The following is a 26,909-nucleotide window of genomic DNA, read 5'->3' on the forward strand; positions in this document are numbered from 1 at the left end:
CTTCACGACACCGATCCCTCCGCGGCCCGTTCGGATCCGGGCAGCGTGAATTCAGTCGGCCGGACACCCGCACGTTCCCCCGCATCGAGTTCGGCGAGCAACGAGCGCACCGGCCGTGCGATCCCGTCGACCTCGAGCTCCGCGTCCGGCTGCACATCCAGCCATGGGATCAGCACGAAGGCCCGGTTGTGCGCCTGCGGATGCGGCAGGGTCAATTCCGGGTCGGCGCTGCGGCAGACCTGCCCGCCCTCGGCACACCAGACCACATCGACATCGAGGGTGCGCGCGCCCCAGCGCACCTCGCGTACCCGCCCGGCCGCCTGTTCCAATTGCTGGCCGACGCGCAGCCAGTCGCAGGCGCCGAATTCCGGATCATCGGCCAGCACAATGGCATTGAGATAGTCGTCCTGTTCGACACCGCCCCACGGCGCGGTCGAGTACACCGGCGATACCGCGACCACCCGGTGCCCGAGGCCATCGACGACACCGCGCAGCTGCGCGAGCCGGTCGCCCAGGTTGGAGCCGATCGACAGCACGGCGCGGGTCATGCCACCGACCCCCGCTGCCGCGAGGTGACCACGCGGACATCGGCGAAGGTGTGCGGGATCGGCGCGGACGGCTTGTGCACCACGACCTCGACCGCCTGGACGCGTGGATCGGTCATCACATCGTCGGCGATCTCGGAGACCACCTTCTCGATGAGATTGCGCGGCGGACCCTGAATGATCTGCACGGCGCGCTCGGCGAGACCGCCGTAGTCGATGGTGGTCGCGAGATCATCGGTGGCCGCCGCGGCGGCGAAATCGGCCCACACCGTCAGATCGACCACGAACTCCTGACCGTCGCGGCGTTCGTAGTCGAAGCAGCCGTGATAGCCGTAGGCGCGCAGGCCGCGCAGCTCGATCCGGTCAGGCCCACCCGCCTCCCGGCCGCCACCCCTTATCGAATCGCTGCTCGATGCTGCCTTCATGGCGCGGCTCCTTGCGTGCGGTGCCGGGCACGCTGCCAGGCATCGGTGACGGCGATGGCATCCAGCGAGGCGCGCACGTCGTGGACCCGGACACCCCAGGCCCCGTACAGCGCGGCCAGCGCCGATACCGTCGCGGTGGCCGTCTCGCGGCCGTCCGGCGGGCGGGGCCCCGCGGCGTCGGCGAGCAAGGCGCCGAGAAAACGTTTGCGGGAGGCGCCGATGAGTATCGGCAGCCCATGGCCGACCAGTTCGGGCAGCGCACCCAGCAGCGCCCAATTGTGTTCGGCGTTCTTGGCGAAACCCAGACCGGGATCGAGCACGAGTCGGGATCGGTCGACACCGGCCGCGATGGCCAGCTCCACCTGCGCGGTCAACTCGGCGAGCACCTCGGCGACGACATCGTCGTAATGATCCGCCGGACCGGTGTGCCGGTAGTCCGCACCCGCCCGCCAGTGCATGAGGATCCACGGGACCTCGGCCGCCGCAACGACTTTCACCATATCTGGGTCGGCGCGCCCGCCGGAGACATCGTTGACGACGCGGACACCGGCCCCGATCGCCGCCTCCGCGACACTGGCCCGCATGGTGTCCACACTGGTCGGCACACCCGCGGCTACCAAGCCGCGAATGACCGGAACCACCCGCGCGGCTTCGGTTTCGGGATCGATCCGCGCCGCGCCGGGCCGGGTCGACTCGCCACCGATATCGATGATGTCGGCGCCCGCCGCATACAGCTCGATGCCGTGTGCAATGGCCAGGCTCGGATCGAGGTAGCGGCCGCCGTCGGAGAACGAGTCGCTGGTGACGTTCACGACGCCCATCACCACGCAGGAGCGTCCGTCGCGCGGTGCGACGTTGCCAGAACCCGACACCGCGCGCTACCTCACTTCCGCAGGATCAGATCGAGGGCCTCGGCGCGCGAGGCGGCGTTGGACTGCAGCATGCCGCGCACGGCGGAGGTGGTGGTGCTCGCGCCGGGCTTGCGGATTCCGCGCATGGCCATACACAGATGCTCGGCCTCGACCACCACAATGGCGCCGCGCGGATCCAGCTTGCGCATGATGGCATCGGCGATCTGGCTGGTCAGCCGCTCCTGGACCTGCGGACGCTTAGCGTAGAGGTCGACCAGCCTGGCCAGTTTGGACAGTCCGGTGACCCGGCCGTGCGGGCCGGGGATGTAGCCGACGTGCGCGACACCGTGGAAGGACACCAGATGGTGTTCACAGGTCGAGTACATCGGGATATCGCGCACCAGCACCAGCTCCTGGTGGCCCTCGTCGAAGGTGGTGTTCAGCACCGAATCCGGCTCGATGTACAGCCCGGCGAACATCTCCCGATAGGCGCGGGCGACCCGCGAGGGCGTGTCGATCAAGCCGGGGCGGTCCGGATTCTCACCGACCGCGATCAGCAACTCCCGGATCGCCGCCTCGGCGCGGTCCTGATCGAATGGGCTGCCGGTCTCCAGTGCCACCAGATCCGGCTTGGCCGGGCCCGAACCGTTGCGCTGGGCCTTATCCGCTTCGTCGACGGCAGCGTTGCCGCTGCCATGGCCGCCGACGTGATTGTTGGCCGACAAGCGAGAACACCTCCAAAATCTCGGGTACCGGCAATCACCCGGCACCCAGATGGTCGAGCCTAATCGTCACTGGCCCGCGTACGAACGACGGGCCCGGAGGCGGTGACTCGCGTGACCACAGGGGCATCGCGAATCCCGCCACCGTTTCAGTGCCGACCGTTCGGTCCATCCCAATCGCGGTTCTCGCCCTCGTTATTCCCGGTGCCGTTGGCGGGCTCGTCATAGGGATCGTTTTCGCGGCCCTGTTGGCCCCACGGCTGCTGCGGCTGCGGGTAACCGTGGCGCGGCTGCGGCTCGCCCTGCCAACCGCCGTGACCGGGCTGACCCGACTGCTGCTGCGGCTCGTCGCGCGGCGGCCAACCCGGTGCCGACCAACCGGCCGGAGCGCCGTAGTCCGGTCGCGAGCCATGCGTAGGCGCACCCTGGCGCGGGTAGGCCGGGCCCGGGGCCGACGGCCGCGGGTAACCGGTCGCGGGCTGCTGCGGGTAGCCGTAGCGCGGATCCTGGTGACCGGCATCCGGATAGCCGTTGGCGGTTGCCGCTTCGCGCTGCGGCAGCGGCGGCAACGACTCCTGCGGCGGCCACGGCTCGCCGCGCTCGGCGGCCAGCTCGCCCGGGGTCTTCACCGGCGGCTTGTCCGAGGGGACGCGATCGCCGAAATCGTTGAACGCGGTGATCCGCGGCCGCTTGTCCACCGCGTTCAGGATCTGCTCGAGATCCTTGCGGTGCAAAGTCTCTCGCTCCAGCAGCGCCGTGGCGAGCACATCGAGCACATCGCGGTAGTCGTTGAGAATGGCCCACGCCTCGGTGTGCGCGGCCTCGATCAGGTTGCGCACCTCCTCATCGATGGCGCCGGCGACCTCGTGCGAGTAGTCCGAACCCATCCCCATCGAACGACCGAGGAACGGGTCGCCCTGCTCCTGGCCGTAGCGCACCGCGCCGAGGCGCGCGCTCATACCGTATTCGGTGACCATCGCGCGGGCGATCTTGGTGGCCTGGTCGATATCCGAGGACGCACCGGTGGTCGGCTCGTGGAACACAAGTTCCTCGGCCGCGCGGCCACCCATCGCCATCACCAGGCGGGCGATCATCTCCGAGCGGGTCATCAGGCCCTTGTCGTCCTCGGGCACTGTCATGGCGTGGCCGCCGGTGCGACCGCGGGCCAGGATGGTGACCTTGTAGACCGGCTCGATATCCGGCATCGCCCACGCGGCCAGGGTGTGCCCGCCCTCGTGGTAAGCGGTGATCTTCTTCTCGTGCTCGCTGATGATGCGGCTCTTGCGCCGCGGACCACCGACGACGCGGTCCACCGACTCCTCGAGCTGCTCGCCGGTGATCACCGCGCCGTTCTCGCGGGCGGTGAGCAATGCGGCCTCGTTGACGACATTGGCCAGATCCGCGCCGGACATGCCGACGGTGCGCTTGGCCAGGCCGTCGAGATCGGCCTCCGGCGAGATCGGCTTGCCCTGCGAATGCACCCGCAGGATGGCGCGCCGCCCGGCCAGGTCCGGATTGCTGACCGGGATCTGCCGGTCGAACCGGCCCGGACGCAGCAGCGCCGGATCGAGGATGTCGGGGCGGTTGGTCGCGGCGATCAGGATGACGCCGGTGCGATCACCGAAGCCGTCCATCTCGACGAGCAACTGGTTCAGCGTCTGCTCACGCTCGTCGTGACCGCCGCCGAGGCCGGCGCCGCGCTGGCGGCCGACCGCGTCGATCTCGTCGACGAAGATGATGCACGGACTGTTCTGCTTGGCCTGCTCGAACAGGTCGCGCACGCGGGAGGCGCCGACACCGACGAACATCTCGACGAAGTCCGAACCGGAGATGGTGAAGAACGGCACCCCGGCCTCACCCGCGACGGCGCGCGCCAGCAGCGTCTTACCGGTGCCGGGCGGGCCATAGAGCAGCACGCCCTTGGGGATCTTCGCGCCGAGCGCCTGATAGCGCACCGGGTTCTGCAGGAAGTCCTTGATCTCGTACAGCTCTTCGACGGCCTCGTCGGCACCGGCCACATCAGCGAAGGTGGTCTTTGGCATGTCCTTGGACAGCTGTTTGGCCTTCGATTTACCGAAGCCCATCATGCCGCCGCGACCACCGCCCTGCATGCGGGACATCACAAAGATGAACAGCCCCAACAAGATCACCATCGGCAGTACGAACAGCAGAATCTGGGTGAACCAGCTCTCCTGCTTGACCACGGTGTTGAATGGCGCGCCGGACTTCTGCACGGCGTCGAAGACCTGATTGGAGGTCTCACTTCCGCCCGGATACTTGGCGATGATCTTCTTCGAGCCGGAGGTCGCGTCGTTGCCATTGTTCAGCTCGATCCGCACCTGCTGCTCGCGGTCGTCGATCTGGACGTTCTTGACATTGCTCTTGTCGTTGAGCTGACTCAACGCCACCGAGGTATCGACGCTCTTCCAGCCGCGTGTGTCATTGCCGAAATAGCTGAACGCATAGATCACGAGCAAGATGCCCGAGACTATGGCCAGGGTGCGAAACACTGTCTTGCGGTTCATAGAGCGTAGGCCGGGCGGCCAGTCCTTTCCGGTTTCTCCGGTGCATGCCTAGCGTGGCGTCGGGCGCGTCCCGTCCGGTGGTTCGGATGCGGACATGCCACGTTACCGCGTACGGTCTAGTCGATACATCGCGCAGTTCGGCAGCTGGTGTAGTTCGACAGGTAAACGGACGGGGAACGTCGGTGGTTCCCGAGGTCTCCGGTCGGGGTTACTCCAAGTGGTCACAATCATGGCATGTTCGGCCTATCGTGAGCGACGACACAATAAGAGCGCAGGGGGTATGGACATAGTCGAGCTACGGACACCCACAGCGATAGTGCGGCACGGACGCGGGCGGTTGATCGTTCTGCGGCCGGGCAGCGAAGGCGAGCGCGTACTCGATGTGCCGGTCACCGACCTATTGAAAGTGCGGCTGAATCGGCGTGCCGACGATGCTGTTGTCATCGAGATCTACCTGCGCTACCCGACGCCCGTGCTCACGGGCGTGCCCGCCGACCGCACTCCCCTACCAGTTCTCATTGCCGAACACGACTTCCCCGCCGCGAGCGAGATCGTCGATCGCATCAACGACCAGATCCTGGCCGGGCAGCGCATCGATGTCGCCGCCCCCGATTTACAGCCGCCCGCCCCGACCTGGGGCAAATCCGGACCGACCCGAGCCGATGTGGATCGCGCCGTCCGGCGGATGGCGCCCAAGCGCGAGGCCAAATCGGCGATAGCCGCACTGCATCGCTACGTCACCGCCGACGAATACGTGCTGGAGACCGCGATCGCGATCGCGCACCCACCCGCGGGCAGCGGGCCGGGCCTGCTGGCCGCGACGACGGGGCGGCTGTTGTTCATCTCCATCGGCACCGACGAGAAGTACGCGCACGAGCTACCCATTCCCGCCGTCATGTGGGCGCGCACCACCGAGGGTGCGGCCACGGCGCCGGGTGAAATCGGCTCGGTGCGCGGCGAGGCCGGTATCGATGTGCACGACGGAAACGTCACGTTGCATTTCATCGGCACCGATCGGGCCGATACCGAGCGCGTCACCTGCGCGGTGAATTTCGCCGTCCGGCGCGATTGCGGCGACGGCGCGGCGGGCGCGGCCGATCCCGGTGTCGCCCAGCTCTACTCCGAGTGGGAGTTACTGGTGGAGCGCCATTCCCTCGGCATGGTGGACGACGGGCAGTTCCAGCGCTACGGCCGCGGGATCCTGCGCTCACTCCCCGACGGAAACTGATTGCAGGTCGATCCGCCGCCACGGGCTGGTCGGCCGGGTCCACAGGCGCAGTAACTCCATGCGCCGATCCACGCCGCCGTTCTTCAGTTCGGCCAGATCCTCACATGCCTGCCAGTAGGTCCAGCCGGTCAGGTAGGCATCGCCGAATTGGCGCCAGTTCTGATACTTGCGCTGTGCCAGCGGCAGTGCCCGCATCAGATAGTCCCAGGCCATCTCTGCGTCGAGATAACCTGCGGTGAAAGCCATTCGGGCCACCGCGACCACCCGGGCCAGATCCCAGGCGTGGATATCGCTGGGCAGCGGCCGGGCCAAATGATCGGTGAAACCGATCTTGATCGCCTGCGACCAGATGTCGTAGTCGCGGACCAGCGCCTCCGGGTTGTCCATACCTCGGAACGAGCCGACCTGACGCAGAAACGCCCGGTGCCGATCGGCCCGCTCGCCGAAGCGGTCGCGTTCGCTGGCATTGATCGACGCCATCACCAGCGGATGCACCATCGCGTACAGCGGCGCGTGCATGCCCTCGAGCAACTGTTCCATCGACGCCCGCGCCTCGGTGCTGTCGGTGATGCCCCAGGCGCCGGTCAGTGTGTCGATGGCCAGTTCGCGGCGGTCGCCGAGCGGATGGTCGCGTTCGGGGCCGAGCAGCAGCGCATCGTGAAAGGCGTCCCAGCGGGCCGAATAGAAGCCGCCGAGCGCCAGGGCGCGCAACTCGTCATCGGATACCGCGGCCCCCGACCAATGGTCTTCTTCCCGCTTGTCCAGCTCGTCGTACGGAAAAGTGGTCAGGGTGGGTACACCGCGGGCAGGCATGGCTCGAGTCTAACGATTTTCCCGTCCGAATTTGCTTGTACTGCCGAGCCCCACCGCCGGGCAGTAGTGTGCACGCATGAGTAGCAACATCACCCTCCTTCGTGGCCTGGAGCCTGCGCCTACCGAGCAGGAAATCTATGCTGCCGCACTGCAGTACGTGCGTACGGTCGGTGGCGTGTCCGGCCTGAGCTCCACCACCAAGGCAGCCGTCGACAAGGCCGTCAACGCCATCGCGGCCGCGACCACGCAATTGCTCGCGGATCTACCGGATGTGCGGGTCGCACCGGCCACCACCGAACCGCCGCCGCCCCGCGACCGTGCGGTCGCCGAGGCAGAGTAGTTCGTAGTAGTTCAAGGTAGGGCGTCCGCACCATAGGTGGCGACGCAGGCCAGTGCGATCTCCAGCGGCAGGCTACGCGCTTCGATCGAATGGCCGAGCAGTTCCTCGATCCGCTGGATCCGGTAGCGGACCGTGTTCTTGTGCACACCCAGCAGTTTCGCCGTGGCCTCCGGGCTGCGATGGCTCTTCAGATACGCGTGCAGCGTCTCGCGCAGGCGTGTGGCATTGGCATCACGGCCCGCCACCGCGCGCAACTCGCGCCCGATCAGAGCGCGCATGGCCGCGTCGTCGGCGCCCGCCAAGTAGGCGATCTCCACCTCGCGATACCCGGTGATCCGCGCCCCACCGCGTTCGGCCACCTGCCTGGCCGCGACCGCTTCGCGATGACTGTTGCGGAATCCGGCGACCTGTCCCGCGGGTACACCGAAGGCGACCCGCATCGGCGGCTCCACCGATCCGGCCGCCAGCCGTTCCAGCCGACCGGGTTCGGTCAAATCCGCCGCATCGTCCAGGCCGACCCAGGCCCACATGCCACTCGCACCGGACGGGACCGTCAGCACTCGAGTGCTGCCGAGTGCGGCAGCCAAGCGCGCCGCGACCCGATCCAACTGTCCGCTCATCTCGGCGTCGCTCGAGTCGTCCGCCCACAGCACGAACGCCACATGGTGTTGGGCGAGGCGATATCCGAGCCGGATGGAAGCCTGGTCGATATCCAATTCGTCGTCGGCCAGTAGTGCGCGGACGGTTTCGGTGCGGCGAGTGAGATCGGCGCGCAGAATCCGCTCACGCTCCTCCATGTAGGTGTCGGTCAGCGCCTCCACCGAATTGCCGACCCATCTGGTCGATCGCTCGAACAGCCGCAGCATGACCGCGCGCTCGATCTGCTGCGGCGGGCGGCGCTCCTCGATGGCATCGGTCATGTAGTCGAGCACGGCCTCCTGCCCGACGTGATAGGTCCGCAACAACAGGCGCAACTGAAAGCCACGCCGGGCGATCGTGCGCGCGAAGGCATGCACCTCGTCGGGCAGCGTGACATCGAAGGTGTCGCTGGTGAGTCCGCTCAGCACGACCCTGGCGTGCGCCCTGGTGCTGGCCGCGAGATCGCGGCGGATATCGCGATCGGCGAGTTCCGGGATGCGGGCGATGATGGCGTTGTCGAGCCGGTCCACGATCTGCTCCAGCGTCTGGGTTCGCATCGTCTCGTAGACGTATTCGGCCAGCCAGTCGCGCACGATCTCGACGTTCGGATCCGAATCCGTCCGCAGCGGGGGCTCCGCGGGCACCGGGCGACCGGTCGAGGCAGCGACCACGATACCTCCGAAGTTGTGCTCTGAGTACAAATACTGCCGCGTCCATTGACAGATCGACCCAAGACAGTAGCGTCATCTTGTGCCACGATCATAGGTCAGTGAACTGATTCACAGTAGTCAGCTTCCAGCGGTTCACAGCACAACGTCAGTGGGAGAACAGCAGTGACCAACACCGAATCGGTGCCCGGCGCGGCCAAGAAGACGACAGCGCGCAAGACGACGGCGAAGAAGGCGGACCCCGAAATAATCGAGGTACGCAATCCGGGTACCGGCGAGGTCGTCGGCACCGTGCCGAACGAGAGCACGGAAGCGGTCGCGGCCAAGATCCGTGAACTGCGCCTGTACCAGCCGGAATGGGAGGCCATCGGCCCCGACGGCCGCAAGGAATGGCTGCTGAAACTGCAGGACTGGATCATCGACAACACCGAACACCTCGCCGATGTGCTGCAGGCCGAGGCGGGCAAGCCCAGGGTGGACGCGCTGATCGACCCGGCTTTCTCCACCGACCTGATCGGCTACTACGCGCGCCGAGCCGCGAAGTTCCTCGCCGACGACCACCCGTCGCCGCACAGCCCGCTGGCCCGGGTGAAGAAGCTGACCACGGTGTACAAGCCGTATCCGGTGGTCGGGGTGATCACGCCGTGGAATTTCCCGCTGGCCATGCCGGTGATCGATGTGATCCCGGCGCTGGCCGCCGGTGCGGCGGTGGTTCTCAAGCCGTCCGAGGTAACCCCGCTCTCGGCGGTCGAATTGGCAAGGGCCTGGGCCGAAATCGGTGCGCCGCCGGTGCTCGCCGTGGTCACCGGCGCGGGTGCGACCGGCGCCGCGGTGGTGGACAACGCCGACTACATCCAGTTCACCGGCTCGACGGCGACCGGCCGCAAGATCGCCGCCGCCTGCGTCGAGCGGTTGATCCCCTACAGCCTGGAGTTGGGTGGTAAGGATCCGGCCATCGTGCTGGCCGACGCCGATCTGGATCGGGCCGCGCACGGCATCGCCTTCGGTGGCATGTTCAACTCTGGCCAGGTCTGCATTTCGGTGGAGCGGGTCTACGTCGAGGCGCCGGTGTACGACGAGTTCGTCGCCAAGCTGACCGATGCGGTCCAGAATCTGCGCCAGGGCCTCGACGGTCGCGAGCCCGAATACGATGTCGGCGCGCTGGCCAACGAGAACCAGGTCCAGATCGTGCAGCGGCACGTCGAGGAGGCCATCGCGGCGGGCGCCAAGGTGACCACCGGCGGCAAGCGGACCGGTGTCGGCACCCTGTTCGAACCGACCGTGCTCATCGATGTCGACCACACCATGTCCTGCATCACCGAGGAGACCTTCGGCCCGACCCTGCCGGTGATCAAGGTCGACGACGAGGCGGAAGCCGTTCGGCTGGCCAATGATTCGATCTACGGACTGTCCGCCTCGGTCTGGACCGGGGACAAGGAGCGCGGCGAGCGGGTGGCGCGCGAACTCGATGCCGGCGCGGTGAATATCAACGACGTCTTCGTCAACCTGTTCAGCTTCGCGCTGCCGATGGGCGGCTGGGGCCAATCCGGTGTCGGCGCGCGCTGGGGCGGCCCGAACGGCGTCCGCAAATACTGCAGGCAAAAGGCGATCACCACGCCGATCCTGCCGACCCAGCAGAAGGAACTGCTCTGGTTCCCATATCAGATGCCGAAGGTGCTTTTCGGGCTCGGCGCGATGCGCGCGGCGGGGGCCCGCGGTCTGCGCCGGATCGATATCCCGGCAATTCTGAAACTCAAGGGCGGGAACAAGTGAGCGAGCACAGCGAGCGAGCCATCGACACAGCACGCCCCGTCGTGACGGAGCCGAGCGCCAGCGAGGCGCAGTCATGACGGACGCGGCGAGAATTCGCGGCAAGGTCGTCGTCATCACCGGTGGCGCGCGCGGCATCGGGCTGGCCACGGCGACCGCATTGCAGGCGCTCGGTGCCAAGATCGCGATCGGCGATATCGACCAGACCACGGTCAAGGAGTCGGGCACCGCCCGCGATTTCGAGCTGTACGGCAAGCTCGATGTCACCGATCCCACCTCGTTCGAAAACTTCCTCGACGAGGTCGAGCGCACGGTCGGCCCGATCGATGTACTGATCAACAATGCGGGCATCATGCCGACCGGCAAATTCGCCGATGAACCGGACCAGATCACTCGCCGAATCCTCGATATCAATGTCTACGGCGTGATTCTGGGCTCCAAGCTGGGCCTGGCTCGCATGTTGCCGCGCGGGCGCGGGCACGTCATCAATATCGCCTCACTCGCCGGGGAGACGCATATTCCGGGCCTGGCGACCTATAACGCCAGCAAGCACGCGGTGCTCGGCTTCACCGACACCCTGCGTGCGGAGTACCGGGGTTCGGGCGTCGCGTTCTCCTCGGTGCTGCCGACGCTCACCAATACCGAGCTCGGATCCGGGGTGAGCGGACCGAAGCTGCTGCGCCCGGCCGAACCGGAAGAGATCGCCGACGCCATCGTCGGCCTGATCGCCGCGCCGAAGTCCAAGGTCCGGGTGACCGCGGTGGCCGGATTCCTCTCGCAGCTGGTCAATCTGCTGCCCGAACCGGTGGCCGACGGCCTGGCCAGGGCGTTGGGGTCGAGCAACGCCTTCCTCGATGATGTGGACGCGGCCAAGCGCAAGGCCTATGAGGAGCGGGCGCGCAGCCTCTGAGCAAGTGCCGAAGGCGCCGTGGTCGCGGATATTGCGACCGCGGCGCCTTCGCGTATTTCGGATACGCCGACCGGGTCGAAAACCGCTGCACGGCGGCGGCCGTTGACCCACTCGAACGAGATCACAAACACAATTGTGATGAATATCACTATAAATAGCCGCTGCAGCCCCTGATCCGTTGCGGGCCGGTTTCTGGGCGGTGACCGGCCACACTGTGACACCTTCGAAACGGGTGCGCCATCGCCCCCCGAACCGCATCGTTGCTGGTCATACGCCCAATTAACTTGCGCACGGGACCTCGGGTCGCGAGTGCCGGATATTCGCACACTCGATGGTGCAAATGACCATGACAGGCAATATGCTGTCTCTAACAAACCTGCCGACTGTTTCGGCTGCCGTATCCGAACTTTCCGGCCTCATAAGGCTGGAAATTCAGGACTGATTCTGATAGCAAGGGGCTATGGACCCGCATTTGCGCGACCTGCGGTATTTCGTCGCCGTCGCTGAGGAACTGCACTTCACCAACGCCGCGCAACGGCTGCACATCGCTCAACCCACCCTGTCGCGTCAGATTCGTCAGCTGGAACGCCAGCTCGACGTGGTCCTGTTCGACCGCAACCAGCGCAGTGTCGCGCTGACCGTCGCGGGCAAGGAACTACTCGAAGGCGCCCGCAAGATCCTGGAGCTGTGGGAAGTCACCCATGTCTCGCTGCAGGAGGCGGGCGAGGTGCTGCGCGTCGGCATCCAGTCCGCGCTCGGCCGCGGACTGCTCAATGACTTGGAGAGCGCGAGCGGGCACCGGCTCGCCCTGCACGCCGCCTCCTGGACCGACCCGTCCAGTGGGCTCGCGGGCAGGCAGGCCGACTTGGCGCTGGTTTGGCTGCCGCTACCGGATCCCAACCGGTACCGCTGGCAGGTGCTGCGCACCGAGCCGCGCTGGGTGCTGCTGCCGGAGAACCACCCGCTGGCCGATAACGACACGATCGACTTCGCCGACCTGCTCGACGAGCCGTTTATCGCACTGCCCACCGAAGCGGGTGCGGTGCGCGACTTCTGGCTGGGCAACGACGCCCGCAACGGCCGCCAGCCCAAGATCGGCGCCGAGGCGGCTACCCCCGAGGACAAACTGGAGGCCGTGAGCCTCGGCCTCGGCGTCTGCCTGCTCGCGGAGAACAATGTGCCGATGTATCGCTGGCCGGGCCTGACCGCCCGCCCGCTCAACGGCCTCGCCCCGTGCGAACTCGCGGTCGCCTGGCGCGCCGACGACAACCGGCCGACCATCCTCGAATTCGCCGGCCGCGCGACAGCCGGCGGCTTCTCGGTTCAGCAGCAGCACCAACCCGCGGTCGCTAGCTAGTCGCTGACCGTTCGTTTCCAGGGGTGGATCGACTCGAGTTGCGCGGACAGGCGCAGCAGGGTCGATTCACTGCCGGGCGGGCCTGCGAGCTGGGCGGCGACCGGGGTCTTGGATCCCGGGTGCATACCCATCGGGATCGATGCGGCGGGCCAGCCGACCATATTCCACAGCGGCGTGAACGGTGAATAGCGGGTGCTCGTAATAACATTCGCGAGCCAGCCCAACGTATGCCAGGCCCTGGCCCGGGGCGGCGGAGCGGCGAGCGTGGGGGTGATCACCACGTCGTAGCGCTCGAAGAATTCCAAAAGTCGCGCCTCCACCCGGTCCACCTGGGCCGGGCGCACCAGGCGCAGACGTCGGACGATCCGGCCGAGAGCGAGGTGTCGGCGGGTGCGCGGCTGCAGTCGTTCGGGGCGCACGAGCGTCGCGGCCTCGCGCGCGCCGAACGCCAACCAGCGCAGACCGACCGAGATGATCGATTCGCCGTAGGGCAGTGTCGCCGGTTCGACGACGTGTCCGGCCGCGATGGCGGCCGAGGCGGCGGTGTGAGCTGCCGCGGTCCAGTGCCGATCGACCCGGAACAAACGCGACGGTGGTGCTAGGGCTAGTCCGATCCGTAGTCGGCCCGGTGGATCCAACTCGGCTAGGTCCGGGCGCGCGGCCAGCACCGACAGCGCGAGCGCCGCATCGCCGACCGTCGTTGCGAGCACACCGTTTTCGACCATCCCGGACCAGGAATCGACGCCTACCTCGGCAGGCACGGTATGCCGCCCCGGCTTGATACCGAACACGCCGCAGCAGGCCGCGGGGATGCGCACCGAACCGAGCCCATCGTTACCGTGCGCCACCGGCACCAGCCCGGCCGCGACCGCCGCTGCCGAACCGCCGGATGAGCCGCCGGTGCTGCGTGCGGAATTCCACGGGTTCCGGCTGATCCGGCCCTCACTCTCGGTCGTGCCCCACAGCCCCAATTCGGGAACCGCGGTCAATCCGACGACAATCGCGCCCGCGGCCCGCAGCCTGCGTACCACCGGATGGTCGGCGGCGGCCGGACTGGTGTCGGTGGCCGTGGAACCGGCCAGCGTCGCCTCGCCCTCGACCGCGATGTTGTGTTTTATCCCGATCGGCACACCGGCCAGCGGCAGCACATCCAAATCGGAGCGCTGCGCCAGCGCGAGTGCCTCGGCCCGCGCCTTGGCCGAGCGAACGACGGTGAACGCGTTCGTCTTCCGGTTTCCGGCCGCGATCCGGTCCAGTGCGGCCTCGACCGTCTCGATCGGCGTCAGTGAGCCGTCGCGCACACCGGCCGCGATCGCCGAAGCCGGGCCGCGTGACAAGCCGGATTCACGTGGCATGCTTGGTTCCATCGAACTTTTCATGGCATCGGTCGCGCCCACGGACTCGTCCTGGGCGGCCCTCGACTCCGGGGCCTCGGCCACCGGAGTGATCGAATCCGGCACGGACGAATCCGTTGCCGCGAAGCCCTCTGCCACCGCTATCGCTTCTTTACGCATGTGCTGGTGCTTCCCCGTCGCATTGTTGTCGAAATCGGGTGATCCGCTGTTGAGGCGCAAGTTATCATTTGGATTACTGCTCGGGGGACGATGTCGTCGGGTGTGGCGGAAATTCTCCGGCACATCTACTGACCGACCAGTGTGGATTCTCCGACATCCGCTGAGCAGCTAGGTCCCAGAATGAGTGCTGAACCCGAAAATAGTTACCGATCCGGTCTTGGTTCCGATCCGACTCGAGGCTGGGGCGGTCCATTGCTACGTACTGAGAACGACGTTGTCGCGGCCTTCTCGACCGCATGGGAATCGGCGGCCTGGGAATCGACCCCGCACCCGCCGGAGATCGCCGACTTTCTGCCCGACGCGCACGCCCTGCGCCAGGCGGCGCTGATCGAATTGATCCGCGTCGACCTGCGACATCGGTGGATCCGGCGGACCACCACCGCGACGCCGCGCAAGCGCCTTTTCGACTACTGCGCCGAGTTCTCCGAACTCGAACCGGGCGGTATTCCGGCGGGTTTGGTGTACGAAGAGTTCGTCATCCGCAGGCAAAGCGGCGAACATGTCGACCCGCGGGATTGTCTGCGCGAATATCCGGAACAAGCGGCGGAATTGCGAGCGCTGCTCAATGCCGATGATGTCGATCAGAGCACCCGACGGGCCGCGCTCGAGGATTCGGTGCTGACCGAGTTCGCCAAGACTCGCGCGGCGGCCGAACGCAGTCGGACCATCCAGGTGAACGAAAACACCGACCTGACCGAAACGGCCCAGCTGAACCAAACCCTGGGGTCCTTTCGTAATACTGACGTGACTCGCACAACCGTCGAACCCACCGAGACGGCGACCGCCCTTCCGACCACGGTCGGAACCGGTCCGGGACACTTCGATGCACTCGACCGGATCGAGATCGGCCAGTCCATCGATGATTTCGATCTGCTCACCGGACTCGGCAGCGGCGCCTTCGCCCGGGTCTTCCTGGCCAGGCAGCGGTCGTTGCAGCGACTGGTCGCGGTGAAGATCTCCGCCGATCACGGCACCGAACCGCAGACCCTGGCCCAGCTCGACCACGACTACATCGTGCGCGTCTTCGACCAGCGGCTACTCGGTTCGGATCACGCGACCGACCCGTCCAAGCGCCGACTCCGGTTGCTGTATATGCAGTTCCTGCCGGGCGGCACACTGCTCAGCGTGCTGCGCTGGGTGCGCGCGACCCCACCCGCCGAACGCAGCGGACAACTGCTGCTCGACGCGGTCGACGCGGCCATGGAGGAGAAGGGCGAGATCCGGCCGACCGATTCCAGTGTGCGCACCGAGATCGCCGGGCTCAGCTGGCCCGAAACCGTGGCCTGGCTCGGCCGCAGAGTGGCCGAGGCGCTCGAATATGCCTCGGACAACGGCGTGCTGCACCGCGATGTGAAACCGGCCAATATCCTGCTCACCGCCGAGGCGGTGCCGAAGCTGGCCGATTTCAATATCAGCTTCAGCCGCAATGTGGCGGGCACCAGTCCGGTCGCCTATTTCGGCGGATCGCTGGCGTACATGTCGCCCGAGCAATTGGAGGCCTGCCATCCGGGCCGCGATCGCACCGCCGAAGATCTGGACACCCGCTCCGATATCTACTCCCTCGGAGTGGTGCTGTGGGAATTGCTGACCGGCGCGAAACCGTTTGATGATTCCACCGCGACCGCGACCGACCACGGCGACGATACGGCGCTGGAGGGCATGCTGGAACGCCGCACCGCCGGAGTGGACGACGCCAGCCTGCAACGCGTTCCGGCGAACTGCCCGGCGGCGCTGCTGCGCGTATTGCTGACCTGTCTGGAATCCGATCGCACCCGGCGCTGGTCCAACGGCGCGATGCTGGCCAAACAACTGGATCTGTGCATGGACGCCAGGGCCAGAGATCTGGTCGACCCGCCGCCCGGCAGTTGGCGGCTGCGGATGCGGTCGTGGCGACTCGCGGTCCTCGCGCTGGCAATCGGTATTCCGAATATCCTGGCCTCGATATACAACATCCAGCACAACCAGCATCTGATCGTGGACCGGCTCCCCAAGGATGCCGGGAACAACTTCATGATCATCACCACCGTGGTGAACGGGATCTTTTTCCCACTCGGTTCGGCACTGATCCTGTACATGGCCAGAAGAGTCCTCATGGTGCCGCACGGGCTGAAACGCCACCGACGTTACGACGCCGAGACGCTGCGGCTGGCCAGGGCGGATACCCTGCTGATCTGTGATCGGGCGGTGCTGGTGGTCTTCTCACTGTGGGTACTGGCCGGATTCACCTTCCCGATCGCGCTCGAAGTGGCGGCCGGGGACGTGCCGGCACGGGCAGTGGTGCACTTCCTCACCTCGATCGTGGTGTGCGGTGCGATCGCGGTGGCGTACCCGTTCTTCCTGGTGTGCTTCTACATGGTCCGCTGCATCTATCCGGTCTTCCTGCGGCACGGGGAGATCAGCACCGAGGACGCGGTGTGGCTGCGCGGGCTGGACCGCCGCGCCAACGGCTATCTGGCGTTGGCGGCCTCGGTGCCGCTGCTGGCGGTGGCCGGGGTGACCTTCCTGCCACCCACCGATATTCCGATGGTGATCGGTGCGGTCCGGGTGCTCTGTGTCGGCGGCATCATCGCGTTCATCGGCTCCTACCTGCTCTTCCGGGCACTGGAAGCGGATCTGCGGGCACTGGAGCGGGTGGTCGCGCCACAGGATTCCCTGGACCGGGAACGCGTTTCGGCGGGACGGGAACGAGCTGTGCCCGCCGCGGCGGAGCGGCGCTCGTGACATCTGCCAATTTCGCGGATCACGGCAAGATCGACGCCATCATCAGATTCACCGAAGATTGGCAGCGCTGCCTGCGCGACGACCGGACCGAACCACCTCCGATAGCGGAATACGTCCCCGACGGCGCTCGGGTGCGGCTGGCGGTGCTCACCGATCTCGTCCGGATCGACCTGCGCCATCGCTGGGACCGAGCCGGTCTCGGCAAACGTATTGCCGAATACCGCAAGGAATTCCCCGAGGTCGAGCACAGTGCGGACTTGGTCGATCTGATCTGCGAGGAGTTTCTGGCCCGGCGCGGCCACGGTCCGCTCGAGCTGACCGATTTCCTCAGCGAATATCCGGAGTTCGCCGAGGACGTCCGCGCACGGCTGGCCGAATTCGCGACCGACGACGACACCGTCGCCGATACCGAGCGCGCCGCCGCCTTGGTCGCCGAGCTGACACCTGGCCGCCGGATCGACGACTTCGACCTGATCACCGATCTGGGCACCGGCACCCTCGGCCGGGTCTTCCTCGCCAGGCAGCGTTCCATGCAACGCCTTGTCGCCGTGCGACTCTCGGCGGGCCGGGGTGCGGGCGGGCACGGTATGGCGCGACTGGATCACCCGCATCTGGTGCGGGTTTTCGATCAGCGACTGATCACCGACAAGTCGGCGACGGCCACCCGGCTGGTCTACATGCAGTACCTCCCCGGCGGCACGGCGGCCGGGGTGCTCGCGCAACGTGGGTGGCTCCAGGAACCCGACGGCGGCGCCCTGCTGCTGCGCGCCATCGATACCGCTATGGAGGCCAAGGGCGAGATCCGGCCGACGGATTCGAGTGTGCGTGCCGAGATCGCCGCGCTCAGTTGGCCGGAGACGGTGGCCTGGGTCGGCAGGCGACTGGCGGACGCGCTCGATTACGCCGAGCACAACGGCGTGCTGCACCGCAATATCAAGCCGGCGAATGTGCTGTTCACCGCCGAGGGCATTCCGAAGCTGGCCGATTTCGCCGTCCGCGCGGCGGCACCGCGATCGGTGGCGAATCCGGAGGCGGTCGAACCGGATTCGCTGCCCTACCGCTCCCCCGAACAACTGGCCGAACTCCTCGATCCGGCCGCACCCGCACCCGGTCCACCCAGCGATATCTACTCCCTGGGCGCGCTGCTGTGGGAATTGCTCACCGGCGCGATCCCTTTCGACGATCCGCCGATGCCCGCCGATCCGGACGCCCGCGCCGAAACCTTCGCGACCATGGTGCGCCTGCGCGAGCGCGGGATCACCGAGGCAACGCTCGCGCGGCTGCCCCCGGACACCCCGAGCACGCTGCGGCGGGTGCTGCTCGAATGTCTGCGTGCCGATCCGAAACGACGCTGGCGCAACGGCGCCGAACTCGCCGCGCAACTCGACCTGTGCCTCGACGCGCGCGCCAGGGAACTGGTCGATCCGGCGCCGACCAGCCTGGCGTACCGGTCGCGCGGCTGGCTGATGCCGATCCTCGGATTGTGCGTCGGCGTACCGAATGTGCTGGCCAGTCTCTACAACATCAACCTGAACGAATCGCTGATCATCGATCGGATGACGCTCGCCGAGCAGGAGCGATACTCCGCGGTGGGACTGATCAACAACCTGATCGCCTTCCCGATCGCCGGACTGCTACTGCTGTTCCTGACCCGCCGACCGCTGACCATCGGATTCCGTTTGGCCCGCGGTCGCGAGTACTCCCCGCGCACGCTGGCCGCCGCGCGGCGCGACACGCTGCACATGGGTGACTGGGCGGTCTGGGTGCCGTTCGCCTTCTGGCTGATCGCGGGCGTGGGGTGGCCGTTGGCGGTGGCCTTCACCGGTGTCGATCTGCCGCGCCAGACCTTCCTGCATTTCTTTACCGCACAGCTGGTCTGTGCCGCGATCGCGCTCGCGTATCCGTTCTTCCCGCTCATGGTCTACGCGGTGCGGTCGGTATATCCGCAACTGCTGGTGCGCGGCGGCATCGGCGTCGAGGATGAACGGCAACTGCGCAAGGTCGCCGGGCGGGCCAACTTCTATCTCGGCGTCGCCGCGGCGGTGCCGCTGCTCGGGGTGGCCTTTGCGACCTTCGTCGCCGCCGCCGACCTGGATTTGGTGATCGTTCCGGTCCGGGTGCTCAGCGTGGGTGGGATCCTGGCATTCGTGCTCACCTACCGGTTGTTTCGGATGCTCGAAGCCGATCTGCTGGCCCTCGAGCGGGCCATTCCGCAACGGACGCGATGACCGTCCCGTCCGCACCGCCGCCGTTCGGGCGGCTGGTCAGCCTGTCCCACGTGCAGGATCCGGCGACGACACCGCTGTTCCCTGGTGACCCCGAATTCCGGACCGATATCGTCGCGACGGTCGCCGACGACGGCTACTACCTGCGCTATATCCAGCAGGGTGAGCACACCGGAACCCATTGGGGCGCACCGATTCACTTCCACGCCGACGGGCTGGCCGCGGACGAACTGGATCTCGAGGACCTCCTGCTGCCCGCGGTGAAGATCGATGTGCGCGACCAGTGCGCCCATGATCGGGATTATCCGATCGGCGTCGATGATCTGCGGCAATGGGAAACTCGGCACGGGCGGATACCCGATGGGTCGGCGGTGATCGCCTGGACCGGGTGGGATGCGAAGTGGGGGACGCCGGAGTTCATCGGCGCCGGCGAAGATGCCGATCACCAGCCGGGATTCGCGGTCGAGACGGTCGAATGGTTATTGCGGACCGGCAGAATCGGGCGGCGCGGCGCGCTCGGGATCGATACCTTCGGGCCGGACCTCGGGACCGATGAGAGCTATGCGGTCTCGAAGCTGCTGTATCGCGAGCACCGGATCAGTCTGGAGTGTCTGGCGAATCTGGCCGAATTACCCGCGACGGGGGCATGGGTGTTGGTCGGCGGGGCGCTCTATCGCGGCGGGTCCGGTTCGCCCGCAACGATTTTCGCGCTGCTGCCCTGATCAGCCGCCGTAGACCTTGGGCTCGAGCGTGCCGATATAGGGCAGATCGCGGTAACGCTCTGCATAGTCCAGACCGTAGCCGACCACGAATTCGTTCGGGATATCGAAGCCGACGTGCGCGACGTCCACATGGGTGCGTAGCGCATCCGGCTTGCGTAGCAAGGTGACGACCTCGAGCGAGGCCGGGTTGCGGGTGGACAGATTGCGCTTGAGCCAGGACAGCGTGAGACCGGAGTCGATGATGTCCTCGACGATCAGCACATTGCGGCCCGCGATGTCCTTGTCCAGATCCTTCATGATGCGCACCACGCCCGAGGACGAGGTGGACGAACCATAGGAGGAAACGGCCATGAACTCCATCTGAGTGGGAATCGGCAGCGCCTTCGCCAAATCGGTCATGAAGAAGATCGCGCCCTTGAGCACGCCGACCAGCAACAGATCACCCTCGGGGGCGCCGACCGGATAACGCTTGGCAATGAGCTCGGCCAGCTCCAGCGTCTTGGCCGCAATCTCTTCCTCGGTGATCAACACCGACGCGATATCGCCCTCGTACACGTCAGTTGGTTTCCCTTCCCTAGTGTCGATCCCGATCCGGCCGCCATACCCATCGACAAAAGCATTATGTGTCATCAGCCGGTGCGCGGACGCAAAGTCAGCCTGCCATGTTCGCGCGCCGCGACCAACCTGCTGCCCGGGCCTCCGCCGCCGACGGCGACGCCGCCCTGGCCGCGCCATGCGGTAACCAGTTCGTCGACCGCCTGTAAATGCTTGTTGGTCAGTGCTTTAGCACCACCGGCGAGCAGCCAGGCACGGATCGCGCGTCGACGCAAGGCCGCGGGGGCAGTGGCGAGTGTCTCGATCGAGAGGGTTGGGCCATTACTCGCCGCGCCATCGGTGTGGCTCGTCGCATCCGCACGCGTTCTCGCGCTCGTCTGGTCAGTACTCGCCGCGCGCAACAGTTCGTCGGCGAGCACGTCCAGTACCGCACCATCGGCACGCAACTGCTCGGCGGTACGCGCCAGCGCCCCGGCAACCCCACCGCCGAGCACGTCCTCCAGCAATGGCAGCACCTCGTTGCGCAACCGCACCCGGGTGAACTCCGGTGCGGAATTGTGCGGATCCTCATGTGGTGCCAATCCGAGATCGGTACACATTTGCCTGGTCACCGCCCGTCGCACGCCGAGCAGTGGCCTGCCCCACGGATCGGCGAAGGCGGCCATCCCCTGGATCGATCGCCCACCCGAACCGCGTGCGAGCCCGAGCAGCACGGTTTCGGCCTGGTCATCAAGGGTGTGCCCGAGCAGCACCGGCAATTCACCCCGTGCCGCGTCCAATGCCGCGTACCGCGCCTGCCGCGCGGCGGCCTCCAATCCGCCGTTACTGCCGACGTCGACCGGCAGCACGTGCGCCGAACGACAGCCCAACGCCAACGCTGTCGCCGCGGCCTCGGCAGCTACCCTGCCGGATCCGGATTGCAGCCGATGATCGACTACCAATGCGTCGACCTGACCGGCCTCCACAACCGTGGCAGCGGTCAGCGCCAGCGAATCCGCACCGCCGGACAGCGCGACCGCGACACCTCGCGCGGCATCCGGCGCGTACTCGGCCAGCCAGCCGCGCACCGCGTGCCGCACTACCAGCACGGCCTCGGTCTCGGGGAGTCGCCGCGGATTTCCGGGCGTCGCTCCTGCCGCACGGCTCATACCGGGAGACTACCGACCGCCGCATCCCCCGCCTCGTCATCCCCTATCCGAGCACCCGGGCGACCCAGCGCTGCGGATCCTCGATTTCGGCTGGGCGGGGAAGGGTTTCGGCGTTGGTCCAGACGGTGTTGAACTGTGCCATTCCGACGCGCTCCACGACGGCGTCGACGAACGCCTTGCCGCGGACGTACTGGGCGACCTTCGCGTCCACCCCGAGCAGTGCGCGCAGAATGCGCTGCAGCGGGTTGGTGGGGCGCTTGCGGCGTTGGTCGAAGGCGGCGCGGATGTGTTCGACCGTGGGGATGACGGCCGGACCGACGGCGTCCATCACATGGTCGGCATGGCCCTCCAGCAGTGTGCCGAGCATCAGCAGCCGGTCCAGCGCCTCGCGCTGCGGTGGCGCCTGGGTGGCGCGCAGCAGACCGACCACACCGCGCGAATTCGGATCGTCGGCGCCGCCGCGGCGACGGTCGCGGACCTCCTCGACAAGTCGGCCGAGCATATCGGCCAGCGGTTCGTCACCGGCCTCGCCGAGAGTCTCGACATTGGCGCGCATGTAGTCGGCCAGCCACGGTGCGGAGGAGAACTGCACTCGGTGGGTCACCTCGTGCAGGCAGACCCAGAAGCGGAAGTCGGCGGGCGCGACGCCCAGTGCGCGTTCCACGGCCATGATGTTGGGCGCCACCAGCAGCAACGTGCCGTCGGGCCCGGTGAACGGGTCGTACTGGCCGAGGATCGCGGTGGACAGGAACGCCAGCATCGCGCCCGCCTGCACACCCGCGGGTTTGCCGGACAGCAGGCCCTTGTCGGTCGACTCCGCGCCGGTGCCGGTCAGCTGCGACATCGAGTCGGCGGCCGCGCTGATCCAGCCGGGCCGATCCACCACGCGGGCCGACGGCACCGGTTGGTCATCGAGCAGACCGCTCACCTCGCGAACCGGGCCCTCCGCCCGCACCGACGCATCGGCGAGTTCGCCGACCACCTGCTCGGCCGAATAGCGTGAGGTCCGCGGGCCGGGCGGCACCAGGGCCGCACCGGTGCGCGCGGCAAGTCGCCAGTCGACGGCACCGGAGAATCCGGAGCGTCTCCGCTCGGCCGCAGGCTCCGCGGCCGAATCGACCGCGGGCGCATCGGCCCGTTTATCAACGCCTTCGAACATGGTCAACCACCCGTCACGAGCATCCACAATTACGCAGCGTGCCGGCGATGGCGTCCAATGCGGGCCGACTCAGCTCCGGTGGCCGATCGTTCGACATCAATGCGAAGGTCAATACCCGCCCGTCGCTGTCCAGCACATAACCGACCAACGTGCTCGCCACCGAGAGAGTTCCGGTCTTGGCCCGCACCCAGCCCGCACCGCCTCGGTTCTGCGTGACATAGCGGCTGCTCAGCGAACCAGTCGCACCGGCGATCGGCAGATCGTCGAGCAACGGCGCCAAAGTGACCGCGAGCCGGTCGGTTTCGGGCCTGGCCTTGGTATTGCTCGGCTGCACCGCGCTGGCGCCGCTGGGCTTCGCGGCGGTCGCGAGGACCTTGTCGAGCAACCGGGCGGGCACCCGGTCCTCGGTCGAGAGTCCGCTGTTGTCCTGCATCGACAGCCCGGTGATATCGAATCCGGCCTTGCCGAGCGCGCCGGAGAGTGCGGTGACGGCGCCGGTGAACGATGCCTCGTTACCGGTCGCCTCCGCGATCTCCCGGCCGATGGCCTCGGCAAGCACATTGTCGGAGTAGACCATCGTGTCGCGCAGCCGGTCCCGCAGCGGCGCGGATTGCACGCTGGCGACCTCGGTCGCGCCCGCGCCTGCCGTGCCGAGCCGGACCTTCGCCGGATCCAGGCCGAGGTCGGTGGCCAGCCGCTGCCCGGTGGCCAGGGCCGGGGTCGGGGTGCGCGGGGAGTACTCGACCAGCGGATCGATGCGGCCACCGTCGAGCATCACCGGGTCCATCGGCGCGATGGAGCCCTGGCCGATATCGACCGGATCCCAGCCGGGAGCCATGCTCGGCCCGGAGTAGGCGGAGGTGTCCACGACGATGGTGTCGGCCGTGCGGCCGGAGGATTTGATCTGCGCCACCAGATCCGCGATCCGAGGCCCATTGGGGTAGTACCCCTTGCCGTCGGGCTGCGCGGTCAGCGTGGGATCGCCGCCGCCGACCAGCACCAGCTCGTTCGGGGCGGCACCGGTGACGACGCGGGTGGTGACCCGGTGATCCGACGGCAGCGTCAGCAGCGCCGCCGCGGTGGTCAGGATCTTCGCGGTGGAGGACGGGATCATCGGTTTATCGGATTCGGCGCTCCACAACACGGTCGCGGAGTCGGCGTCGGTGACCTCACCGGCGAACGCGCCGAGATCGGGATTGGTGACCACTGGCCCGAGCGCGGCCGCGATACCGGCCGCAGTGGGTGCGGGGGCGTTCGACGGCGCGGGCGCGACCTGCGCAGACGGTTCGACCGGCGCGGGCGCCTCGGCGATGCTCAGCCCGCCGTGCCGGAATCCCGGGGTCCACGGCTTGACCACCACCAGTGCGCCGCCCCCGGCACCGACCAGCACCGACAGCACGAAGGCGACGCCGATCCACACATTGCGGCGTCGCTTGGCGGTCGAGCCACCGTTATTCCTGTTGCTGCCACCCACCACGTGCCCGCCGTCTCCTGATCATTTCGAGCGACCGGCAAGCAGTCGCTAGCGGTATCGTTCCGACCGGCCACCTGCTGTCGCCGGGGCCACCCACCTACCGCACCCAAGTGCCCGCGGACCACACTATCCTCGTTCCGGCACCGTTCCCCCGAACACCTGTCGAGTCGGCGTTCCGACGCCGCTGCCGACTGCGCGCAGCTCGCTCGACAGTCACATACATAGGCACCGAGTAAGGAGATGGCGTGGAGTTCGACGTCACCATCGAGATTCCCAAGGGTTCTCGGAACAAGTACGAGGTCGATCACGAGACCGGCCGGGTCCGGCTCGACCGGTTCCTCTACACGTCCATGGTCTACCCGGCCGATTACGGCTACATCGAGAACACCCTCGGCGAGGACGGCGACCCGCTCGACGTGCTGGTCCTGCTGCCCGAACCGGTGTTCCCCGGCTGTCTGATCGAGGTGCGCCCGGTCGCCATGTACAAGATGGTCGACGAGAAGGGCGGCGACGACAAGGTCCTCGCCGTGCCCGCGGGCGACCCGCGCTGGGATCACATCCAAGATCTGGCCGATGTGCCGGAGTTCGAGCTGGCCGCGATCAAGCACTTCTTCGAGCGCTACAAGGATCTCGAGCCGGGCAAGTTCGTCAAGGGTTCGGAATGGGTCGGTCGCGCCGAGGCCGAGGCCGAGGTGGAGGCTTCCATCAAGCGGCTGCAGGAGAACGGCGGCCACTGAGTCCTGTTGGGCTGGGTAGCTGATTCGGTTACCAGACCGACAACGAAAGCGGGAAGTCCGGTGCGTTCGGACTTCCCGCTTTCTATTGCTCACCGGAAGGACATCCGCGACCGAAGGTCCCTTTTCGAATTCGATTACGGTGCGGTGCCACCGCTTTCGATCAGCCGCGGATCAGTTGTAGAGGTAGAGATCCCAGCCGCTATAGGTTTGGACGCACTGCCAGTAGTTGCCGCCGGTCTTGGGCGACGCGCCGTCGGCGGCACACGCGTTGTAGGTCGCGTAGGTGCGGTAGTAGTAGCCCGTGGCGGCCGACGCGGTTGCTGACGCCGACACCCCGGCGACGACTGCGGTAGTAAGAAGGCCGGCCGCGATGAGAGATTTGATTCGCATTCCACTGCTCCTGAAAGCGAGGGTTGATTGATTACCCCGCTAACGGTAGGAACAGCAAACATTTAGCACAGCCGACCCTAGGGCTAGAACAACCGCCACCTGGGGGAATACCACCTTCTCCACCCTGCGTGCCCGCGCCGAAGATTTCGGCACACCCCTTGTTACCACTGCGCGCGCTTTACAGCGAGGGGGTGTGCAGCCTGCCTCGACCGCCGATTCGTGGCGGCTGCTCGATCCGTTCGGCGGCCGACTGTTCGAGGGCTTTTCGGGAGGCGTGCCTGCCCGTCCTCACGACCTGGCTGGAGCGCATCAAATTCTGACCGGCGCCCCACCCGCGCAAGGAAAAGCCCTGTGCGGTACGAGGATTCGGTCGGACCGGGCAGCTGTACGATCTCGCCGCTCATTGTTCGAAGTAGTGGCCTTCTTCGATGTCTGCGATCAGGCCAGGGTGCGTTGGCAGCCAGCCGAGGCGTGCTCGGGTCAGAGTGCTCGAGGTCGGGCTGTCGATCGAGACCAACGGGGCAAGAAAACTGAAGTGCGAGCTTGCCTGCTCGGCCGTCAGGCTGATGGCTGGGAGCTCGAGCCGGCGGCCGATGGTCGTTGCGATGTCCCGGAACGGCACACCCTCCTCGGCGACCGCGTGCAGTCGCGTACCGGCCGGGGCTGATTCCACGGCCAGCCGGAACAGGGTCGCCGCGTCGAGCCGGTGTACGGCGGGCCAGCTGTTCGATCCGTCACCGATATAGGCCGACACACCCTTTTCCCGTGCGATACCGATCAGGGTCGAGATGAATCCGCGGGTGTCCCCGTGGCCGTGCACGGTCGGCGCCAGCCGTACCGAGGATGAGCGCACGCCACGTTCGCTCATGGCGATGACGGACTTCTCGACTGGGAGCCGCGGGGCCGTGAGTGCACTGGGAACGTCGGGGGTCTGTTCGGTGAGCAGGCGTCCCGGCGTGCGGCCGATGACCCCCGAGGTGACCACGAAGGGCTTATCAGTTCCTGCCAGCTCCGAGCCGATCACCGCGACCGCGTTCAGCTCGGCCTGTGCGCGCGCAACCGGGTCGGTGGTTTCGGAAATGTGCTTGTTCGCGGCGTAGATCACGCCGTCCGCGGCGGCGGCTCCGGCACACAAGCTGCCGAGGTCTTCGATGTCACCACGGTGCACATCGGCACCGACCCTCGTCAAAGCCGCGGCGGAGGTATCGGAGCGGGCCAGACCCACCACCTTGTGCCCCGCTTCGAGCAACTCGCGGACGACGGCCGATCCGACGTATCCAGTTGCCCCGGCCACGAATACGCGCATGGTGAATATCCCTTGGTTGTTTCGAGTCGACCCGGCGTCAGAAAGGCTGCGGGTTCGTGCCTCAACGCTAAGGACGGGAGGTGCGCCGCGTCCAAGACCCGTTTC

The 26,909-nt window shown here is 67.0% G+C and carries 23 protein-coding genes; 9 read left to right on the plus strand and 14 right to left on the minus strand.

From position 1 onward, the window contains the following. Positions 1-2 precede the first annotated feature (2 nt). The 5 genes from folK to ftsH all read right to left on the minus strand — a co-directional run bounded on the left by folK (position 3) and on the right by ftsH (position 5,068). Positions 3-548, minus strand: a complete 546-nt coding sequence (gene folK, locus OG874_RS33005) for a 2-amino-4-hydroxy-6-hydroxymethyldihydropteridine diphosphokinase (protein WP_330250988.1) — start codon at positions 546-548, stop codon at positions 3-5. Beyond that, positions 545-970: a dihydroneopterin aldolase gene (gene folB / locus OG874_RS33010; protein ID WP_330250989.1), complete on the minus strand. Its 426-nt coding sequence runs from the start codon at positions 968-970 to the stop codon at positions 545-547. The genes folK and folB overlap by 4 nt, the downstream gene beginning before the upstream one ends. Beyond that, on the minus strand, positions 967-1,791 hold the full coding sequence (gene folP / locus OG874_RS33015) for a dihydropteroate synthase (protein ID WP_330257522.1): 825 nt from the start codon (positions 1,789-1,791) through the stop codon (positions 967-969). The genes folB and folP overlap by 4 nt, the downstream gene beginning before the upstream one ends. A gap of 62 nt (positions 1,792-1,853) precedes the next feature. Then, complete coding sequence (folE, locus tag OG874_RS33020; RefSeq protein WP_442943157.1) at positions 1,854-2,546, minus strand: GTP cyclohydrolase I FolE; 693 nt, start codon at positions 2,544-2,546, stop codon at positions 1,854-1,856. Positions 2,547-2,692: 146 nt separating this feature from the next. Beyond that, complete coding sequence (gene ftsH, locus OG874_RS33025) at positions 2,693-5,068, minus strand: ATP-dependent zinc metalloprotease FtsH (RefSeq protein ID WP_330250990.1); 2,376 nt, start codon at positions 5,066-5,068, stop codon at positions 2,693-2,695. A 337-nt stretch (positions 5,069-5,405) separates the two neighbouring features. Here ftsH and OG874_RS33030 point away from each other — a divergent pair, with 337 nt between their 5' ends. Continuing rightward, on the plus strand, positions 5,406-6,296 hold the full coding sequence (locus tag OG874_RS33030; protein WP_330250991.1) for a hypothetical protein: 891 nt from the start codon (positions 5,406-5,408) through the stop codon (positions 6,294-6,296). Here OG874_RS33030 and OG874_RS33035 read toward each other — a convergent pair. Further along, entirely contained in the window at positions 6,276-7,109 is an 834-nt protein-coding gene (locus tag OG874_RS33035) for a DUF1266 domain-containing protein (protein WP_330250992.1), read from the minus strand. The two genes, OG874_RS33030 and OG874_RS33035, sit on opposite strands and share 21 nt — an antisense overlap. 76 nt (positions 7,110-7,185) lie before the next feature. Between OG874_RS33035 and OG874_RS33040 the strand changes: the two genes are divergently transcribed. After that, complete coding sequence (locus OG874_RS33040; RefSeq protein ID WP_330250993.1) at positions 7,186-7,449, plus strand: DUF2277 domain-containing protein; 264 nt, start codon at positions 7,186-7,188, stop codon at positions 7,447-7,449. Between the two features lie 11 nt (positions 7,450-7,460). Here the strand turns inward: OG874_RS33040 and OG874_RS33045 are convergent, their stop codons facing one another. Further along, the gene (locus tag OG874_RS33045; protein WP_330250994.1) at positions 7,461-8,759 is read right to left on the minus strand and encodes a PucR family transcriptional regulator; all 1,299 of its coding nucleotides are present in this window, start codon (positions 8,757-8,759) and stop codon (positions 7,461-7,463) included. Between the two features lie 162 nt (positions 8,760-8,921). Between OG874_RS33045 and OG874_RS33050 the strand changes: the two genes are divergently transcribed. The 3 genes from OG874_RS33050 to OG874_RS33060 all read left to right on the plus strand — a co-directional run bounded on the left by OG874_RS33050 (position 8,922) and on the right by OG874_RS33060 (position 12,793). Continuing rightward, positions 8,922-10,529, plus strand: a complete 1,608-nt coding sequence (locus OG874_RS33050; RefSeq protein WP_330250995.1) for an aldehyde dehydrogenase family protein — start codon at positions 8,922-8,924, stop codon at positions 10,527-10,529. A gap of 73 nt (positions 10,530-10,602) precedes the next feature. Beyond that, a complete protein-coding gene (locus OG874_RS33055) occupies positions 10,603-11,436 on the plus strand; it encodes an SDR family oxidoreductase (protein WP_330250996.1) in 834 nt (277 codons plus the stop codon). A 460-nt stretch (positions 11,437-11,896) separates the two neighbouring features. Beyond that, a complete protein-coding gene (locus OG874_RS33060) occupies positions 11,897-12,793 on the plus strand; it encodes a LysR family transcriptional regulator (RefSeq protein WP_330250997.1) in 897 nt (298 codons plus the stop codon). On the opposite strand, the gene OG874_RS33065 is transcribed toward OG874_RS33060, so the two are convergent. Then, positions 12,790-14,148 (minus strand): amidase, encoded by a 1,359-nt coding sequence (locus tag OG874_RS33065; RefSeq protein ID WP_330250998.1) that lies wholly within the window; start codon positions 14,146-14,148, stop codon positions 12,790-12,792. The genes OG874_RS33060 and OG874_RS33065 overlap by 4 nt on opposite strands. 411 nt (positions 14,149-14,559) lie before the next feature. On the opposite strand from OG874_RS33065, the gene OG874_RS33070 reads away from it, so the two are divergent. Genes OG874_RS33070 through OG874_RS33080 form a run of 3 tightly spaced genes read left to right on the plus strand, consistent with a single transcriptional unit; the run spans position 14,560 to position 20,035 of the window. Further along, positions 14,560-17,088, plus strand: a complete 2,529-nt coding sequence (locus tag OG874_RS33070; RefSeq protein WP_330250999.1) for a serine/threonine-protein kinase — start codon at positions 14,560-14,562, stop codon at positions 17,086-17,088. Then, a complete protein-coding gene (locus OG874_RS33075) occupies positions 17,085-19,316 on the plus strand; it encodes a serine/threonine-protein kinase (RefSeq protein WP_330251000.1) in 2,232 nt (743 codons plus the stop codon). The genes OG874_RS33070 and OG874_RS33075 overlap by 4 nt, the downstream gene beginning before the upstream one ends. Next, the gene (locus OG874_RS33080; RefSeq protein WP_330251001.1) at positions 19,313-20,035 is read left to right on the plus strand and encodes a cyclase family protein; all 723 of its coding nucleotides are present in this window, start codon (positions 19,313-19,315) and stop codon (positions 20,033-20,035) included. Before OG874_RS33075 ends, OG874_RS33080 begins: the two co-directional genes overlap by 4 nt. Here the strand turns inward: OG874_RS33080 and hpt are convergent, their stop codons facing one another. The 4 genes from hpt to OG874_RS33100 all read right to left on the minus strand — a co-directional run bounded on the left by hpt (position 20,036) and on the right by OG874_RS33100 (position 24,374). Continuing rightward, entirely contained in the window at positions 20,036-20,590 is a 555-nt protein-coding gene (gene hpt, locus OG874_RS33085; RefSeq protein ID WP_330251002.1) for a hypoxanthine phosphoribosyltransferase, read from the minus strand. It abuts the gene before it with no gap. Between the two features lie 74 nt (positions 20,591-20,664). Then, positions 20,665-21,738 (minus strand): tRNA lysidine(34) synthetase TilS, encoded by a 1,074-nt coding sequence (gene tilS / locus OG874_RS33090; RefSeq protein WP_330251003.1) that lies wholly within the window; start codon positions 21,736-21,738, stop codon positions 20,665-20,667. Positions 21,739-21,781: 43 nt separating this feature from the next. Further along, positions 21,782-22,897, minus strand: coding sequence for a zinc-dependent metalloprotease (locus OG874_RS33095; RefSeq protein WP_330251004.1), 1,116 nt, complete (start codon positions 22,895-22,897; stop codon positions 21,782-21,784). 13 nt (positions 22,898-22,910) lie between these two features. Then, positions 22,911-24,374: a D-alanyl-D-alanine carboxypeptidase/D-alanyl-D-alanine-endopeptidase gene (locus tag OG874_RS33100; RefSeq protein ID WP_330251005.1), complete on the minus strand. Its 1,464-nt coding sequence runs from the start codon at positions 24,372-24,374 to the stop codon at positions 22,911-22,913. A 242-nt stretch (positions 24,375-24,616) separates the two neighbouring features. Here OG874_RS33100 and OG874_RS33105 point away from each other — a divergent pair, with 242 nt between their 5' ends. Then, positions 24,617-25,108 carry an inorganic diphosphatase gene (locus tag OG874_RS33105; protein ID WP_330251006.1) on the plus strand — a complete coding sequence of 164 codons (492 nt, stop codon included), beginning with the start codon at positions 24,617-24,619 and terminating at the stop codon, positions 25,106-25,108. Between the two features lie 171 nt (positions 25,109-25,279). Here OG874_RS33105 and OG874_RS33110 read toward each other — a convergent pair whose 3' ends face one another. Beyond that, entirely contained in the window at positions 25,280-25,498 is a 219-nt protein-coding gene (locus OG874_RS33110) for a hypothetical protein (protein ID WP_330251007.1), read from the minus strand. Positions 25,499-25,898: 400 nt separating this feature from the next. Further along, the gene (locus OG874_RS33115; RefSeq protein ID WP_330251008.1) at positions 25,899-26,804 is read right to left on the minus strand and encodes an SDR family oxidoreductase; all 906 of its coding nucleotides are present in this window, start codon (positions 26,802-26,804) and stop codon (positions 25,899-25,901) included. Positions 26,805-26,909 lie beyond the last annotated feature (105 nt).

Origin of the sequence: Nocardia sp. NBC_00565 (assembly GCF_036345915.1) — a bacterium.
In the GTDB taxonomy this organism is placed as follows: Bacteria; Actinomycetota; Actinomycetes; order Mycobacteriales; family Mycobacteriaceae; genus Nocardia.

Coding starts and splice junctions, on each gene's coding strand:
- folK (WP_330250988.1), bottom strand. CDS start 548: ATGACCCGCGCCGTGCTGTCGATCGGCTCCAACCTGGGCGACCGGCTC.
- folB (WP_330250989.1), bottom strand. CDS start 970: ATGAAGGCAGCATCGAGCAGCGATTCGATAAGGGGTGGCGGCCGGGAG.
- folP (WP_330257522.1), bottom strand. CDS start 1,791: ATGGGCGTCGTGAACGTCACCAGCGACTCGTTCTCCGACGGCGGCCGC.
- ftsH (WP_330250990.1), bottom strand. CDS start 5,068: ATGAACCGCAAGACAGTGTTTCGCACCCTGGCCATAGTCTCGGGCATC.
- OG874_RS33035 (WP_330250992.1), bottom strand. CDS start 7,109: ATGCCTGCCCGCGGTGTACCCACCCTGACCACTTTTCCGTACGACGAG.
- OG874_RS33040 (WP_330250993.1), top strand. CDS start 7,186: ATGAGTAGCAACATCACCCTCCTTCGTGGCCTGGAGCCTGCGCCTACC.
- OG874_RS33055 (WP_330250996.1), top strand. CDS start 10,603: ATGACGGACGCGGCGAGAATTCGCGGCAAGGTCGTCGTCATCACCGGT.
- OG874_RS33060 (WP_330250997.1), top strand. CDS start 11,897: ATGGACCCGCATTTGCGCGACCTGCGGTATTTCGTCGCCGTCGCTGAG.
- OG874_RS33065 (WP_330250998.1), bottom strand. CDS start 14,148: ATGCCACGTGAATCCGGCTTGTCACGCGGCCCGGCTTCGGCGATCGCG.
- OG874_RS33080 (WP_330251001.1), top strand. CDS start 19,313: ATGACCGTCCCGTCCGCACCGCCGCCGTTCGGGCGGCTGGTCAGCCTG.
- tilS (WP_330251003.1), bottom strand. CDS start 21,738: ATGAGCCGTGCGGCAGGAGCGACGCCCGGAAATCCGCGGCGACTCCCC.
- OG874_RS33095 (WP_330251004.1), bottom strand. CDS start 22,897: ATGTTCGAAGGCGTTGATAAACGGGCCGATGCGCCCGCGGTCGATTCG.
- OG874_RS33110 (WP_330251007.1), bottom strand. CDS start 25,498: ATGCGAATCAAATCTCTCATCGCGGCCGGCCTTCTTACTACCGCAGTC.
- OG874_RS33115 (WP_330251008.1), bottom strand. CDS start 26,804: ATGCGCGTATTCGTGGCCGGGGCAACTGGATACGTCGGATCGGCCGTC.